Source organism: Streptomyces rimosus, assembly GCF_008704655.1.
Classification (GTDB): domain Bacteria; phylum Actinomycetota; class Actinomycetes; order Streptomycetales; family Streptomycetaceae; genus Streptomyces; species Streptomyces rimosus.
The window spans coordinates 6,151,868-6,167,397 of record NZ_CP023688.1 but is presented as its reverse complement, the minus strand read 5'-3'; the positions used below and the strand labels follow the sequence as shown (position 1 = coordinate 6,167,397).

Sequence of the window (15,530 nt, the reverse complement as noted above, 5' to 3'; positions counted from 1 at the left end):
CGTCAAGCTCCGATGAACTCGATGTTCAGCCGGTCGAGCAGGGCCTGGCAGGCCGCACACGGCGTGGTCGACTGCCCGTGGTCCGGATCCCCCTCCTCACGGATCATTTTGGACACCATCGCGGCTCCCGCGAAGTGCGGAAGAGCCTCGTCCAAGGAGACCGGCTCCCGCCCGGGGCGCTCCGTGTCGAGGCCCCACAACTGGTCGGATACGAGTGCGGACTCGGCGCAGTAGCCAAGAAAGGGTTCCCGCGCCTCCACCGGAAGGTGGGCAAAGAAATCCCGGACGGCCGGGTGCAGGTTCGGCTCACCGTCGCCACTGAGGTTGGTGTGGCTGTAAATCTTCCCCTGTACGAGCAGCGAGGAGGCCGCACCGGGGACAAAATCGGACATTGCGTTAACTCAACTCCTGAAAGTCGCCCGTCAGCCAGTTCGCCAGGGCTTCATGGAAATCAGCACCCATGAGATAGGTTCCGGACCAGTGGTGGTAAATGAAGCGGCCGTTCTCGTCCATAAGGATGATGCCGCCTTCCGGCAGATCGTATCCGACGCGGAAGAGCCCGCTGCCCATATCGCGGGCGAGTTCATCGATCTCCGCGAAATCACCTTCGTAGCCGCCGGTGGGGTTTACATCGAGTGTCTTGTCACCGTCACGCGGGTGCCTCAGTTCAAGCAGACCGTAGGTACGCAGAAACTCCACAGCCGCAGCAATCGGCGGCGCAGGGAATCCTTGCTCCTCTGATTGCCTGACGGCATCGTCGATGAATTCCGCGACTTTCTCCGTCACGTCCCTTCCCGGGAACCAGCCGCTTTGCTCCAGCCATTCCTGCACATCGGCTCGCGAAAACCCGCCTGCCATACGTCCTGCCTCCTGCCTCTGCGACGGTCACTTGTGCGCGGCGACTCCGAGCGCGTCCAGCATGGGTGCGCAGGACGCGCACGGAGGCTTGTAGTCCCCGTGCCTGAGCTGGGTGACCTTCTCGCCGGTCTCCTTGTCCCTCACTACCAGGTCCCCTATCTGGCGCGTGTGAACGACTCCGCCGGCGAGGGCTCTGCGGGCATCCTCGGGTGTCCTGATCCTAGTACCGTCCGGATCCATTTGATGCAGACGGTCCGAGATGAGAGAGACCTCGGCGCATTTACCATGCCCGGATCCGAGGGGCTCCCCCTTCGCCGTCGAGTCTCTTTTGATGTCGTCGAGAACGCCCTGGACCACCGGGTGTGCTCGCGGCTCGGTTTGCGGCTCAGGCGCCGGTACGCCTGAATCGATTTCCTTCTTGCTGCGTGAAGCATTCCGCCGCACCGAGCTGGTGTGCGACGTGATGACGCCATCGTGCAGGAGGCTCCCCGAGCAGCCACTCTTTCGGTAATCCTTGCCCGGAACGGTATTGTTCACGTGGTTATTGTCCTTGGCCTCGTCAGCCAACTTGACGGCTTCTTCCTCCAATCGGTTCAGCTGAGTCGGCCGGTCCTGGTCCGAGACATCGACGGGCTCTCCGCGGTGATGCCGCATTTGGTCGGCGCTGTGGCCGTGCCACCACGGGTCACGTGCACCGTCCCCGTTTCCTCCGGTCTTTCCCCCGCCCGGCGGGCGCCCTCCCCCGCCGCCCCCGCCGGCGTTCCCTCCCTTGGGCCCCTTCGGCTCCTTCTTCCCGCCCTTGCCCAGCCCTGCGAAGTGGCTGGACAGCTTCTCGTCGTTCTCCTTGTGATTCTTGGCCATCTGTTTGATGCCACGGGTCATGTTGTCGTCGAGGTGTTTGACCGTCTTCTTGGTGGCGTCCTCAAGACCGTCGATGACCTTGTCGACCACTACGTTCGCCGCGTCGGCGATGGCGTCCTTGCCGCGGGTGCGGCCGTGGTGGCGCTTGGCGCGGCCGATCTTGCCGCCGGCGGCGTGGCGGAAGTGGCCGCCGGCGCCGTGCAGTCCGGTGATGGCTTTGTCGTGGGCGTCGTGGTCGAAGGTGAAGCCGCCACCGGCCCCGGAGCCGCCTCCCGTACCTCCCCCGCCTCCGTCACCGCCCGCGCTGAGCAGCTGCATCGGATTGTCCGCGGCGGACTTGGCGGCATCCTTGGCGCCCTGGACGCCCTGCGCGAAGCCCTCCTTGCCCGCCTTGGCGGTCTGGCCCAGGTCGACGCCGTCCTTGACGCCCAGTGCGTTGGCGCCGAGCTGGACGACCAGGTCGCCGACCATCGCGCCGAGCGCCTCCTCGACGGGGGTCAGGGCGATGCTGACGACCTGCTCGGCGACCTGCTGGCAGACCTCTTTGAAGAGGCGTTTGACGATGACGCGGGTGACCTGGGTGGCGCCCAGCGCACCGACTTCCGACAGGCCCAGGGTGAAGGGCGCGGCGGCCTGAGCGGCGATGACCTCGGCGGCGAGAATGCCCAGCTGCACGATCGCGCCGATCTTCGCGCCCTCGATGAGGACGGCCACCCCGTCCAGCGCGGTGGCGGCCAGCTCGCCGCACTGGGCGAGCTTTGTCAGGTGCGTACCGTTGATCTTGCTCCAGTGGGCGTTCAGCGCCTCGGCCGCCTGACCACCTCCCGCCGAGGAGACCAGCGCCTGGACCGCCTCATGGGCCTGGCTCGCGCCGTCGTTGATGTCACCGGCGAACTCCCGCATCGCCGTCGCCATCTCGCGGTAATCGTCCTCGTCGACATTCGGCCAGGAGACCCCGATCAGATCGAGCAGCTCATCCGCCCACCCCGGCAGCACCACACCCATACGAACCCCGCCCCCCGACAAGCACAACCGACACCCTGGTAACAGTCCGGAGGACGCTGCCACCAGCGCAAACGGTTCTTCAAGGAGGTAATGAGCCGACTTCTTCGGCAAGTCCCCCAGCCATCGGCACATCACCCCCGTCCCACACCGCCCGCCCCCATCACCCACATGCCCCCGTTTACCACCCCCTCCCCCGGTGACTCGCTTCACCATGGAGACCGAGATCAGGCTGCGCGTGGACGGGCAGGAGTACGAGGTCGTGGTGGATACGCGGACCACCGTGCTGGACGCGTTGCGGGAGCGGCTGGGGATCACCAGTCCGAAGAAGGGGTGTGATCACGGGCAGTGCGGGTCGTGCACCGTGCTGCTGGACGGGCGGCGGGCGACGACGTGTCTGGCGCTGGCCGTGGCGTACGACGGGGCGGAGATCGTCACGGCGGAGGGGCTGGGTACGGACGGCGAACTGCATCCCGTACAGCAGGCTTTCGTGGATCATGACGCGCTGCAGTGCGGGTACTGCACACCGGGCCAGGTGTGTTCCGCGGTGGGGGTGCTGCGGGAGGCGGCGCAGGGGTGGCCGAGTGTGGTCACCGAGGTGGGCGCGGAAGGCGACATCGCGCCCGAGCGCCTCGATCACGCGGAGATCGCCGAGCGGATGAGCGGCAATCTGTGCCGGTGCGGGGCGTATGTGAACATCGTTCCGGCGGTCGCTGCCGCCGCCGAGGCCGAGGGAGCAGGCCGGTGAAGCCGTTCCGGTACGAGCGTGCCACCGATGCCGCGCACGCGGTGGCGACCGTGGCGGCGCACCCGGGGGCCGCGTTCCTCGGCGCCGGCACCAATCTCGTCGATCACCTGAAGCTCGGCATCACCTCCCCCGACCTGCTGGTCGACGTCAGCCGGCTGCCCCTGGACGAGGTGACGGAGCTGGACGGCGGCGGCCTGCGGGTGGGCGCGAACGTCCGTAACGCCGATCTGGCCGCGCACCCCGCCGTACGCGCCCGCTACCCCGTGCTCTCCCAGGCCCTGCTCTCCGGCGCGTCCGGGCAGCTGCGCAACCTCGCGACCACCGGCGGCAACCTCCTCCAGCGCACCCGCTGCGCCTATTTCCAGGACCCCAGCACCCCGTGCAACAAGCGCGACCCCGGCTCCGGATGCGCCGCCCTGGAGGGCTGGACCCGCTATCACGCCATCCTGGGGGCGTCCTCGCACTGCGTGGCCGTGCACCCCTCCGACATGGCGGTGGCGATGGCCGCCCTGGAGGCCGTGGTCGTGACCCTGGGCCCGGACGGCGAGCGCCGTATCCCGGTCACCGATTTCCACCGGCTGCCCGGCGACGCGCCGCACCGCGACACCGTGCTCCGGCACGGCGAGCTGATCACCGCCGTCGAGCTGCCCGCCCTGCCGTGGGCGGCCCGCTCCCGCTACCGCAAGGTGCGCGACCGCGCCTCGTACGCCTTCGCGCTGGTCTCCGTGGCCGTGGCCCTCGACCTGGAGGACGACGTCCGCACCGTACGGGAGGCGCGGATCGCGCTGGGCGGGATCGCGCACAAGCCGTGGCGGGCCGAGCGTGCCGAACAGGCCCTGCGCGGGCTGCCGGCCACCGAGGAGAACTGCCGGACGGCGGCCGACGCCGAGACGGCCGACGCCCATCCGCTGCGGGACAACGCGTTCAAGATCCCACTCGTCCACAACACGCTGGCCGCCGTCGTACGTGATCTCGTACCGGAGGCTCCGGGCCGCCTGGAGGGGACACGATGACGAGCACATCCGAGAGCCGGGCCGTCGGCGCGGACATCGAACGCGCGGACGCCCGGGCCAAAGTGGCCGGCAGGGCCCCGTACGCCTTCGAACACCCCGTGGACAACCCCTGCTACGCCCACGCCGTCCTGTCCTCCATCCCGCGTGGCCGCATCACGGCCGTCGATACCGGGGCCGCGCTCCAGGAGGACGGCGTCATCACCGTACTGACGTACGAGAACGCCGAGCGGCTGGCGTCCACGGAGGACGCGGAACTGGCGATCCTCCAGGAGCCCGAGGTGGCGTTCCGCGGGCAGATCGTGGCGGCGGTGGTCGCCGGGACGCCCGAGACGGCGCGGCATGCGGCCTCACTCGTACGGATCACTTACGCCACCGAGCCGCACGAATCCGAGCTGAAACCGGACGAGAACGAGCTGTACCGGCCCGAGTCGGCCAACGGCGGTGCGGAAACCGACAGCATGCTGGGCGATCTGGAAGCCGCCATGGAGGCGGCCGCGGCGGACCCGGACGCGGTGACGCTGGACGAGACGTACGTGACCGCGATGACCCACTGCAACCCTATGGAGCCGCACGCGACGATCGCCGTGTGGCAGGGCGACGAGCTGACGCTGTACGACTCGTCCCAGAGTGTGCACGGGCACCGCGACACCCTGGCCGAGGTGTTCGGCCTCGACCGCGCCCGTGTGCACATGATCTGCCCGTACGTCGGCGGCGGCTTCGGCTCGAAGGGCGAGCCGCACGCCCATGCCGTACTCGCCGCGCTGGCGGCGCGCGCGGTGCCCGGGCGGCCGGTGAAGTTCGCGCTGACCCGGCAGCAGATGTTCACCCTCGTCGGCTACCGCACCCCCACGTACCAGCGGGTACGCCTCGCGGCCGGGGCCGACGGGCGACTGACCGGCATTGGCATGGAAGCCGTCGAGCAGACCTCGCGCATCAAGGAGTTCGCCGAACAGTCCGCCAACCCGACGCGGACCATGTACGCGGCGCAGCACCGGCGGACCACCCACCGGCTGGCGCACCTGGACGTGCCGGTGCCGTCCTGGATGCGGGCACCTGGCGAGTGCCCCGGCATGTTCGGACCCGAGGTCGCCATGGACGAACTCGCCGAACGCCTCGGCATGGACCCCGTCGAGCTGCGCATCCGCAACGACGCGCCGGTGGACCCGGAGTCCGGCAAGCCCTTCTCCAGCCGCAACCTGGTGGCGTGCCTGAACGAAGGCGCCCGCCGCTTCGGCTGGCAGGACCGTGATCCGCGTCCCGGAGTACGGCGGGACGGCCGCTGGCTGGTCGGTACGGGCGTCGCCTCGTCGGCCTACCCGGTCAACCGCGTGCCCGGCTCGGTCGCGGCCGTCGAGTACGTGGGCGAAGGCCGCTACCGGGTGGACATCGCCGCGGCCGACCTGGGCACCGGTGCCTGGACCGTACTCGCCCAGATCGCCGCGGACCGGCTGGACGTCCCCCTCGACGCCGTCGAACTGCGCATCGGCGATACCGCGCTCCCCAAGGCGACCGTCGCGGGCGGCTCCGCCGGTACGGCGATGTGGGGCTCGGCGATCGTGGCGGCTGCGCAGACCTTCCGTAAGCGCCATGGGCACGACCCGTCCCCCGGCGACCACGCGCAGGCCGAGACCCCCGGCAACCCGCACGCCGAACGCTTCGCCATGCACGCGTTCGGCGCCCAGTTCGTCGAGGTACGGGTGGACGCCGACACCGGCGAGATCCGCGTACCGCGCCTCCTCGGCGTCTTCGCGGCCGGCCGCATCATCAACCCGCGCACCGCCCGTTCCCAGCTGATCGGCGGCATGACGATGGGCCTGTCCATGGCCCTCCACGAGGAAACCGTCACCGACCCGCGCTACGGCCTCCTCGTCAACCACGACCTGGCGAACTACCACGTCACGGCCAACGCGGACGTCCACCGGATCGAGGCCCACTGGATCGACGAGGACGACCCGTACGTCAACCCTCTGGGCATCAAGGGCATCGGCGAGATCGGCATCACGGGTACGGCGGCGGCCGTCGTCAACGCGGTCCGCCATGCGACGGGGGTGCGGGTGCGGGAGGTGCCGGTGACGTTGGACAAGGTGCTAGGCGGGATGGGGGCCGGGTGAGGGACCGGCCTGGCCCGCGGTCAGGGGAGCGGCCGGGGGCGGGCCGTGGCGGGCGGGGCGGCACGTAGCTGACAGTGGGGGCCGGGTTCGGCCGCACCCCAGCAGGAGGCGGCCGTCCTCTCGCAACCGAGCACATGGGCCCAGTACTCAGGCAGCTCGTGAAAGATCAGGTCGTTCTCGGGCTCGAAGGCTGTGTCACCCCACTCATAGCCGATACGCGCCACAGCCTCCGCCCGCGATATGCCGAATCGTTCCGCCATCTCCTCGGCGATCTCCCACAGGTACTCCTCGACCTGCGGGGACACCTCCATGCCGAACCCACGCCCACCGCTGCCCATGCATCCATGATCGGTTGTCAGTGCCGTGCGGTTCACTGTTTTCAGCACGACGGACCGGTGACGGACGAGGGAAGTACGGGGGCTGACCGATGAGCGGGACGGCGACGGAAACGGGACGGCAGGCGGGCGCTGCCGCCGCGGATCGGGAGGCACTGCTGGCCGCGGCCCTGGAGCCGACGGCGGAGTGGCTGGAGTCGATATTCGGGGTCGGGGCGCTGTGGCGGCCCACGGAGGGCGAGCTCCCCGAGCGACTGGAACACGCGGAAACCCGTACGTTCCTCACCGAGGTCGGATTCCCGTCCGTCCACCTCGGCTTCGTGGACTACGACTCCACCGACCTGGCCCAGGAAGGCCCCTGGGCCGAAGACCCGGACGAACTGTTCGGCAACCGCTACCCGGACGACGACTCCCCGCCGAAGTCGTACGCCTACGGCATGGGCGAGTCGCTGAACTACTCCCTGATGCTCATGGGCAACACCGGCAGCATCTCCCTGTACGACCCCAACGGCTGGGACCACGCGGCCGGATACGCGGGCCACGTGGCCGACAGCCTGCCGCTGCTCGCGGGGGCACTGGGCCTGCTGGCGTCCTACGAGAACCGGCTCTTCGGAGATGACCACGAGGCGGCCCTGCACGAGCTCCGCGAACTGATCGACGAAATAGAGCCGGTGGAGGGGTGCCGGTTCTGGGAGGAGATATTCCAGTGGCTGGAGGACCAGTAGCCGTCAGCTGCGGGCCGCTTTCACGGAGGCGATGAAGGCTGACCAGGCGGGGGCGGGGAAGAGGAGGTGGGGGCCGTCGGGGCGCTTGCTGTCACGTACGGGTACGGGTGAGCCGGTCGGGAGGCCGTCGGCTATTTCCAGGCATTCGCCTTGGCCGCCGCTGTGGGTGCTCTTGCGCCAGGTGACACCCGTGACGTTCATGCTCGGTACTCCTTGGAGATGATGCGTTCGATCCGGGCCGCTGACTCCGCCGGCGAGAGGGCCGACGTACGGGCATCGTCGAAGAGATCACGGTAGCGCGCGACCTCCGGCTCCTGCTCCAGCCAGATGTGACCGGTGGGGTGCTCCATGAGTACGACGTCCAGGGCCGACACCTGCGGAAAGCTCAGCAGCAGATACGGACCGAACATACCTCCATGAGCGCCACGCGAGAACGGGAGGACTTGAACCGTCACGTTCGCCAGCCCGGTCATGGTTACCAGGTGTTCCAACTGGGCCCGCATCACGTCGGCGCCGCCCACCCGTTGGTGCAGTACGCCCTCTGCCATGACGGCCCAGACGGACAAGGGCTGGTCAGCGGTCAACCGTTCCTGACGGGCAGCGCGCACTTTGACGAACTGCTCGATCTCATCGGGCGTTTGCCAGGCTTTCGAGGCCACGGTGACAGCCCGCGCGTACGCGGGTGTCTGCAGCAAACCGGGGATCAGCTGGCTCTGGTAGGTCCTGATGCTGTCAGACACGGCCTCAAGGGCGATGTAGTCACGGTACGTGTCCTCCAGGACGGGCCCGTACTGGTTCCACCAGCCCTCACGGCGCCGACGATTGGCGGAGCGGGCGAGAGTGGTGAGCCGCTCCAGGACTTGCCCGTCACCGACGCCGTACGTGTGCAGCAGAGCCATCAAGTCGGGGACCCGCACCGGCACGCGGCCGTTTTCGATACGACTGATCTTCGCCTTGGTGCAGTCGAGCGCTTCGGCAGCGGCTGAGGTGGACAGCCCGGCAGCTTCCCGGTACTGCCTCAGCTCATCACCCAGCTGCCGGCCCAGGACGGTGGACGGCTGAACGGTGGAGCGTCGTGCGGACATGCAACCTCCCCTGGCGAGCGGCCAGTTTGGCCAAGGCACAGCGCGGGCCGCAACACAACTTCACTCTTTCGTGGCACCAAGAAACGTTGCTCGAAGTAATTGGATGGGTGCAGTCTGCTGAAGGTCCGTTCTCGCACCCTCTGAGGGGTTCGCCATGATCGAGCGTTCGCTTCGCCCTGCCTCCGTGACCCACCGCTTCTCCCGGAACAGGCGAAGCCCCAGCCAGGCGCGGCGGGCCTTCCGAGATTGGGCCGCTGCACAGAAACTCGGTCCCGCGACCGTCGAGGCCGGGGAATTGTTGCTCGGCGAGCTGGCCTCCAATGCGGTCCTGGCCGCCACCGGGCCCGGGCGGCGGATCGAAGTGCGGTTCGCATTGGGCGACGACACCCTGCGGATCGAGGTCTCGGACGCAGGGGACGGCACGCCCATCATCCGGTCACCCCAACCACTCGACGAACACGGCCGGGGCATGGTGCTCGTTGACGCGCTGGCGGACGACTGGGGAGTGACGGGCCGCCCCGGGCCGGGTAAGACCGTCTGGGGTGCTCTTAAAGTCAATGGTCCAGACCCATTGACGTCCTGCTGACGTGGCGCTTACGTTCCTGTGCATCGATTGGAAACTTTCCTAACAGATCGCAGCGGAGCGAGAATCGGGGCGGGCGTGATGGCCACAGGGCAGGGCGGGCAGGGGACTCCTGGTACGCCGCGGGTGTTGCGGGCCATGAACGACCGGGCCGCGCTCGATCTGCTCGTGGCGCAGGGGCCGTTGACCCGGACGCAGATCGGCGCGCTGACCGGGCTGTCCAAGCCCACCGCTTCGCAGTTGCTGGGGCGGCTGGAGGCGGCCGGGCTGGTGCGTACGACGGGCAATGTCACCGGGCGGCCGGGGCCGAACGCCCAGTTGTACGAGGTGAACCCGGACGCCGCCTACGTGGCCGCGCTCGCCGTGGACCAGTGTGGGATCACCGCCGCGGTCGCCGACGTCACCGGGCGCGTGCTCGGTGAGGAGCGGGTCGGTACGGATGCCGTGGAGGAGGACGCGCCGCCCAAGACGGCGCAGCTGGTGGCCTCGGCCGTGGACGGGGCGCTGGACAAGGCCGGGCTGACGCGGGAGCGCCTGCACGGGGCGGTGATCGGAACGCCCGGCGCGCTCGACCCGCAGACCGGTGTGCTGCGGTACGCCCCTCACCTGCCGGGCTGGCACGCGCGGGCGCTCAAGGACGAGCTGGCCGGCGTGCTGGGCGTACCGATCGTGATCGAGAACGACGTGAATCTGGCGGCGGTCGCCGAGCAGCACGGGGGCGCCGCGCAGGACTTCGACGATTTCGTGCTGGTGTGGGCCGACGAGGGGGTCGGCGCGGCCATCGTGCTCGGTGGGCAGGTGCTGCGTGGAGCCACCGGAGGCGCGGGCGAGATCGGCTATATGCCGCTGCCGGGCGCGCCGCTCGCGCGCGGCGGCGACCGCGACGCGGCCCGGCCGGACGCCGGCGGGGGCTTCCAGCGTCTCGTCGGCTCGCCGAGCATCGTGGAGCTGGCGCGGGAGTACGGCGGGGCGGATGTCCGTACGGTCGACGAGGCGCTGGACGACGATCGGGTGCGCGCCGAGGTGGCCCGGCGCCTGGCGACCGGGCTGGCGGCCGTGGTCGCCGTCGTGGACCCCCGGCTGGTGGTCCTCTCCGGAGAGGTCGCGCAGGTGGGCGGGGAACCGCTGCGGGAGCTGGTCGAGGAGGAATTCACGGGACTCGCGCTGCCGCGGCCGGAGATTCGGATCAGCAATATCGAGGGGAATCCGATTCTCACCGGCGCGCTGCACACGGCACTCGCCGAGGCTCGTAACGCCGTGTTCGACACGGCGTGATGAGGCGGTGCGGAGGGCCGGTGACGGCCCGGACGGCCCCCATGGCCCCCACGGCCCCCACGGCCCCCACGGCCCCCACGGCCCCCACGGCCCCCACCGGTCGATTATCCGGCGGTCAGCGCATCCGCCAGACCGAGAACACCAGCATCATGAGCCCGAAGGGCTTCCCGCGTGCCGTACGCGCCCGGGCCACCACCGGCGTCGAGAACTCCGTACGCCCCCGCAGTCGCACCACCCCCTGCCATCCCCCTTGCCGTAAAGGAAGTTCGCCATGCCGCGTCTGCGCATGCGCATCTGCCTGTCAGCGGCGCTCGCCGGGGCCGGTCTGATTCTTTCGGGCTGCGCCAATCCGAGCGTCGGCAGCGATCGCGACGACCCGACCCAGCCCGTCACGCTGAAGTTCTGGCACGGCTGGTCCAATCCGGCCGAGGTGAAGGCGGTCGACGACAGCATCGCCCGGTTCGAGAAGCTGCATCCGAACATCAAGGTGAAGACGGTCAACAACGTCACCGACGAGACCGTGAACCAGGCGCTGCGGGCCGGCGGGGACGACGCGCCGGACGTCGTGTCGTCGTTCACCACCAACAACGTGGGGCAGTACTGCTCGTCGGGTATGTGGGTGGATCTCGATCCGTTCATGAAGAAGACGGGTGTGGAGAAGGCGAAGGTCTTTCCCAAGACGTTTCTTGATTACACGAGTTATCAGGGGAAGCAGTGCGCCCTGCCGCTGCTCGCGGACGCGTACGGGCTGTACTACAACAAGGACGCGTTCAAGGAGGCCGGTATCGAGCGGCCGCCGCGGACCATGTCCGAGTTCAAGCGGGACGCGGCCAAGCTCACGAAGCGCAAGGCGGGCGGGTCGTACGAGCGCGCCGGATTCATGCCCAACTTCCGGCTGTACCAGAACAGTCCGGACCGGCTTTTCGCGCAGTGGGGTCCGACGTACTTCGACAAGAAGGGCAAGGCGCAGCTCGCCAAGGACCCGCGGACACGACAGTTCCTCGCCACGCAGCGAGAGTTGATGGACGCGCAGGGCGGGTATGCCGCGCTGGAGAAGTTCCGTACGACGTTCGGGGACGAGATGTCGCCGCAGAGTTCCTTCATGTCGCAGAAGGCGGCCATGCATATGGACGGTGAATGGCGCGGGCTGATGCTGAAGGAGGGCAAGGCGAAGTTCGACTGGGGGACGGCGCCGCTGCCGGTGCCGGACGACCAGGCGGACACATACGGGCGGGGCTATCTGACCGGCACCGTCGCGGGCATCGCGCACAACAGCAAGCACCAGAACGCGGCGTGGGAACTGGTGAGGTTCCTGACCGTGGACACGGACCAGGTGGTGCGGTTCGCCAACGCGATCCACAATGTGCCGTCCACGTTCGCGGCGCTCACGTCGCCGAAGCTGGATGCCGATCCGTCGTTCCGTACGTTCATCGACATCGCTCGGAATCCGCACAGCCAGGCCATGCCGCCGTCCATCAACGGCGGGCAGTACATCACGGCGTTCCAGGATTTCGCGTACAACGCCGAGGCCGGGAAGGTACCGGATCTCGGCAAGGGGCTGCGTGACCTCGATGCCCAGATAGACGCCGACAATCTCCAGTCCGTGAACTGACGGAGTCCTGCCATGTCCCTCGTCGAATCCCCCGAACGCCCGGCGGCCACCGCGCCGCGCCCGAAAGCTCCCGCGCTGCGCCGTAAACACCGCGGGCAGCGGCTGCGCACCCTCGGTTTCCTCTCCCCCTGGCTGGTCGGTTTCAGCGTCTTCTTCGGCTATCCGCTGCTCGCCACCGTCTATTTCTCGTTCATGCACTACAACCAGATCCAGCAGCCGTCCTTCGTCGGCCTGCGGAACTGGAAGTACGTCTTCACGCAGATGCCGCTTTTCGGGCCCGCGCTGTGGAACACGCTGTGGCTGGTCGTGGTGATGGTCGCGCTGCGCGTGGTCTTCGGGCTGGGCATCGGCCTGCTCGTCACGAAGATCAAGTCGGGGGTCGGCTTCTTCCGTACCGCCTTCTACCTGCCGTATCTCGCGCCGCCGGTCGCCGCGACGGTCGCCTTCGTCTTCCTGCTCAACCCCGGCACCGGGCCGGTCAACGAGATCCTGGAGGCGCTCGGCATTCCGGCGCCCGGCTGGTTCAACGACGCGGCGTGGGCCAAACCGTCGCTGGTCATGCTCTCCCTCTGGGGCATCGGCGACCTGATGGTGATCTTCATGGCGGCGCTGCTGGACGTACCGAAGGAGCAGTACGAGGCCGCCGAGCTGGACGGGGCCGGCGCCTGGGCGAGATTCCGGTACGTGACATGGCCGTCGATCACGCCGATCGTGCTGTTCGCGGTGGTCACCGGGGTGGTACAGACCATGCAGTACTACACGCAGGCGCTGGTCGCCGGGAAGCTGGCCTCCGGCGTCACCATCGGGCCCGGCACGGTCATCCAGCCCGGCTACCCGGACCACTCCACCCTCACCGTGCCGCAGCTCGTCTACTCGCTCGGCTTCCAGAACTTCAACACCGGCGCGGCGTGCGTGCTCTCGCTCGTGCTCTTCGTGATCGCCATGGCCGTCACCACCCTGCTGATGCGCAAGCGCGCCGGCCTGCTCCCGGCGGAGGACTGAACCGACATGACCACGACGACTCTGAGAGCGGGCAGTGCCCCCGCGCGCACCGGCACCACCGACCGGGGGCCCGCCGCGTCCCGCGCCCGCCGCAAGCGGCTGCTGCACTGGATAGCGGTGCATTCCGTCGCCGTCGCGGCCGCGCTGTTCTTCGTCCTGCCGTTCGTGTTCGTCTTCCTGACCTCCGTCATGAGCGACGACCAGGCGATGAGCGGCGAACTGTGGCCGCACGAATGGAACTGGTCGAATTACGCGACGGTGTTCGCCACCCCCGGTTTCCTGGACTGGTGGCGGAACTCGCTGATGTACGCGGGGCTGGGCACGCTGTTCACCGTCGGTTCGGCGATACCGGTGGCGTACGCGCTCGCCAAGTTCCGTTTCCGGGGCCGGCGTATCGCGATGCTGCTGGTGATCTCGACGATGATGCTGCCGCCGCAGGTCATCGTGATCCCCATGTACCTGGTGTGGGCGCAGCAGCTGCACCTGTCCGGGTCACTGTGGCCGCTCATCATTCCGATGGCGTTCGGCGACGCGTACTCCATCTTCCTGCTGCGGCAGTTCCTGCTCACCATTCCGCAGGAATACATCGAGTCGGCGAAGGTGGACGGCTGCGGTGAGGTCCGTACGCTGCTGCGCATCGTCGTCCCGATGGCAAAGCCGGGCATCGCCGCGGTGGCGCTGTTCCAGTTCTTCTACTGCTGGAACGACTACTTCGGACCGCAGATCTACGCCGCGCAGAACCCGGCCGCCTGGACGTTGAGTTACGGCCTCGAATCGTTCAAGAGCGCGCACAACGTCAACTGGAACCTGACCATGGCCGCGACGCTGCTCGTCATGGCCCCCGTCATCATCGTGTTCTTCTTCGCGCAGAAAGCCTTTGTCGAAGGCGTCACGCTCACCGGAGTGAAGGGCTGATCGATTTCATGCTGTCGTCCACCGGGGAGACCTCCCCGTCCACCGGGGGCACGCCCCCGCACCCCCGCCTGAAGATCGCCGTCGTCGGCGGGGGCTCGACCTACACCCCCGAGCTCATCGACGGGTTCGCCCGGCTGCGGGACGCCCTGCCGCTCGCGGAACTGGTCCTGATCGACCCGGCGGCCGACCGGCTGGAGCTGGTCGGCGGCCTGGCGCGGCGGATCTTCGCCAAGCAGGGCCACCCGGGCCGTATCTCGTGGACCTCCGACGTCGACGCGGGGGTGGACGGCGCGGACGCGGTGCTGCTCCAGCTGCGCGTCGGTGGGCAGGCGGCCCGCAATCAGGACGAGACCTGGCCCCTGGAGTGCGGTTGCGTCGGGCAGGAGACGACCGGCGCGGGCGGTCTCGCCAAGGCACTGCGCACCGTCCCGGTCGTCCTGGACATCGCCGAGCGCATCCGCCGCCGCAACCCCGACGCGTGGATCGTCGACTTCACCAACCCGGTCGGCATCGTCACCCGCGCGCTGCTGTCGCACGGCCACAAGGCCGTAGGTCTGTGCAACGTGGCCATCGGATTCCAGCGCAAGTTCGCGCGGCTACTGGGCGTCGCGCCTGAGCGCGTGGAGCTGGAGCACGTCGGGCTGAACCATCTGACGTGGGAGCGCGCCGTACGGGTGGACGGCGAGGACGTACTGCCCCGGCTGATCACCGAGCACGGTGCGGCCATCGCCGAGGACCTGCACATGCCGCGCTCGCTCGTGGAGCGGCTCGGCGTCGTACCGTCGTACTACCTGCGCTACTACTACCAGCACGACGAGGTCGTGGAGGAACTGCGCAGCAAGCCGTCGCGGGCGGCGGAGGTGGCCGCCATCGAGAAGCAGCTGCTGGAGATGTACGGCGATCCGTCGCTGGACGAGAAGCCCGAGCTGCTGGGCAAGCGCGGCGGCGCGTTCTACTCGGAGGCGGCGGTGGCGCTGACCTCCGCGCTGCTGGGCGACACCGGCGACGTACAGATTGTGAACACGGTCAACAACGGAACCCTGCCCTTCCTGCCCGACGACGCGGTGATCGAGGTGCCGGCGACGATGGGGGCCGGCGGGGCGAAGCCGCTGCCCGTACGGCCGCTGGAGCCGCTGTACTCCGGGCTGATCGCCAACGTCACCGCGTACGAGCACCTCGCGCTGGAAGCGGCCCTGAAGGGTGGCCGGGACCGGATCTTCGAGGCGCTGCTCGCCCACCCGCTCATCGGCCAGATCGCGTACGCGGACCGGCTGACCGACGAGCTGATCGCGCACAACCGGGAGCACCTCACGTGGCTCTGAGCAAGGGTGAGGGGGGTGGGGCGGTGCCTTACGGGGGTGATGAGGTGGTGTCTTACGAGGGTGGCGGAACGGTGTCCTCCGGG

Annotated in this window: 16 protein-coding genes; 10 read left to right on the top strand and 6 right to left on the bottom strand. The window is 68.7% G+C overall.

From position 1 onward, the window contains the following. Window positions 1-2: 2 nt before the first annotated feature. Genes CP984_RS26685 through CP984_RS26675 form a run of 3 tightly spaced genes read right to left on the bottom strand, consistent with a single transcriptional unit; the run spans window position 3 to window position 2,724 of the window. The gene (locus tag CP984_RS26685) at window positions 3-392 is read right to left on the bottom strand and encodes a YwqJ-related putative deaminase (RefSeq protein WP_003982438.1); all 390 of its coding nucleotides are present in this window, start codon (window positions 390-392) and stop codon (window positions 3-5) included. 4 nt (window positions 393-396) lie between these two features. Then, window positions 397-858, bottom strand: coding sequence for an SUKH-3 domain-containing protein (locus CP984_RS26680; protein ID WP_003982437.1), 462 nt, complete (start codon window positions 856-858; stop codon window positions 397-399). 27 nt (window positions 859-885) lie between these two features. Next, a complete protein-coding gene (locus tag CP984_RS26675) occupies window positions 886-2,724 on the bottom strand; it encodes a YwqJ-related putative deaminase (protein WP_003982436.1) in 1,839 nt (612 codons plus the stop codon). Between the two features lie 211 nt (window positions 2,725-2,935). Here CP984_RS26675 and CP984_RS26670 point away from each other — a divergent pair, with 211 nt between their 5' ends. Genes CP984_RS26670 through CP984_RS26660 form a run of 3 tightly spaced genes read left to right on the top strand, consistent with a single transcriptional unit; the run spans window position 2,936 to window position 6,593 of the window. Continuing rightward, a complete protein-coding gene (locus CP984_RS26670) occupies window positions 2,936-3,469 on the top strand; it encodes a (2Fe-2S)-binding protein (RefSeq protein WP_003982435.1) in 534 nt (177 codons plus the stop codon). After that, complete coding sequence (locus tag CP984_RS26665; protein WP_003982434.1) at window positions 3,466-4,482, top strand: FAD binding domain-containing protein; 1,017 nt, start codon at window positions 3,466-3,468, stop codon at window positions 4,480-4,482. Before CP984_RS26670 ends, CP984_RS26665 begins: the two co-directional genes overlap by 4 nt. Continuing rightward, window positions 4,479-6,593, top strand: coding sequence for a xanthine dehydrogenase family protein molybdopterin-binding subunit (locus tag CP984_RS26660; protein ID WP_003982433.1), 2,115 nt, complete (start codon window positions 4,479-4,481; stop codon window positions 6,591-6,593). Before CP984_RS26665 ends, CP984_RS26660 begins: the two co-directional genes overlap by 4 nt. Before the next feature lie 20 nt (window positions 6,594-6,613). On the opposite strand, the gene CP984_RS26655 is transcribed toward CP984_RS26660, so the two are convergent. Further along, complete coding sequence (locus tag CP984_RS26655) at window positions 6,614-6,931, bottom strand: hypothetical protein (protein ID WP_003982432.1); 318 nt, start codon at window positions 6,929-6,931, stop codon at window positions 6,614-6,616. A gap of 89 nt (window positions 6,932-7,020) precedes the next feature. On the opposite strand from CP984_RS26655, the gene CP984_RS26650 reads away from it, so the two are divergent. Then, window positions 7,021-7,653 (top strand): SUKH-4 family immunity protein, encoded by a 633-nt coding sequence (locus CP984_RS26650; protein ID WP_003982431.1) that lies wholly within the window; start codon window positions 7,021-7,023, stop codon window positions 7,651-7,653. 3 nt (window positions 7,654-7,656) lie between these two features. Here the strand turns inward: CP984_RS26650 and CP984_RS26645 are convergent, their stop codons facing one another. Further along, complete coding sequence (locus tag CP984_RS26645; protein WP_003982430.1) at window positions 7,657-7,854, bottom strand: DUF397 domain-containing protein; 198 nt, start codon at window positions 7,852-7,854, stop codon at window positions 7,657-7,659. Continuing rightward, the gene (locus tag CP984_RS26640) at window positions 7,851-8,738 is read right to left on the bottom strand and encodes a helix-turn-helix domain-containing protein (RefSeq protein WP_003982429.1); all 888 of its coding nucleotides are present in this window, start codon (window positions 8,736-8,738) and stop codon (window positions 7,851-7,853) included. Before CP984_RS26640 ends, CP984_RS26645 begins: the two co-directional genes overlap by 4 nt. A 154-nt stretch (window positions 8,739-8,892) precedes the next feature. On the opposite strand from CP984_RS26640, the gene CP984_RS26635 reads away from it, so the two are divergent. The 6 genes from CP984_RS26635 (at window position 8,893) to CP984_RS26605 (ending at window position 15,447) form a co-directional block, all read left to right on the top strand. After that, on the top strand, window positions 8,893-9,324 hold the full coding sequence (locus tag CP984_RS26635; RefSeq protein ID WP_003982428.1) for an ATP-binding protein: 432 nt from the start codon (window positions 8,893-8,895) through the stop codon (window positions 9,322-9,324). 135 nt (window positions 9,325-9,459) lie between these two features. Continuing rightward, on the top strand, window positions 9,460-10,596 hold the full coding sequence (locus tag CP984_RS26630; RefSeq protein WP_003982427.1) for an ROK family transcriptional regulator: 1,137 nt from the start codon (window positions 9,460-9,462) through the stop codon (window positions 10,594-10,596). Window positions 10,597-10,867: 271 nt separating this feature from the next. Beyond that, window positions 10,868-12,208: an ABC transporter substrate-binding protein gene (locus tag CP984_RS26620; protein WP_003982426.1), complete on the top strand. Its 1,341-nt coding sequence runs from the start codon at window positions 10,868-10,870 to the stop codon at window positions 12,206-12,208. Between the two features lie 12 nt (window positions 12,209-12,220). Further along, the gene (locus tag CP984_RS26615) at window positions 12,221-13,210 is read left to right on the top strand and encodes a carbohydrate ABC transporter permease (RefSeq protein ID WP_003982425.1); all 990 of its coding nucleotides are present in this window, start codon (window positions 12,221-12,223) and stop codon (window positions 13,208-13,210) included. Between the two features lie 6 nt (window positions 13,211-13,216). Next, on the top strand, window positions 13,217-14,125 hold the full coding sequence (locus CP984_RS26610; protein WP_003982424.1) for a carbohydrate ABC transporter permease: 909 nt from the start codon (window positions 13,217-13,219) through the stop codon (window positions 14,123-14,125). A gap of 68 nt (window positions 14,126-14,193) precedes the next feature. Then, complete coding sequence (locus tag CP984_RS26605) at window positions 14,194-15,447, top strand: 6-phospho-beta-glucosidase (RefSeq protein ID WP_030179695.1); 1,254 nt, start codon at window positions 14,194-14,196, stop codon at window positions 15,445-15,447. Window positions 15,448-15,530: the final 83 nt, after the last annotated feature.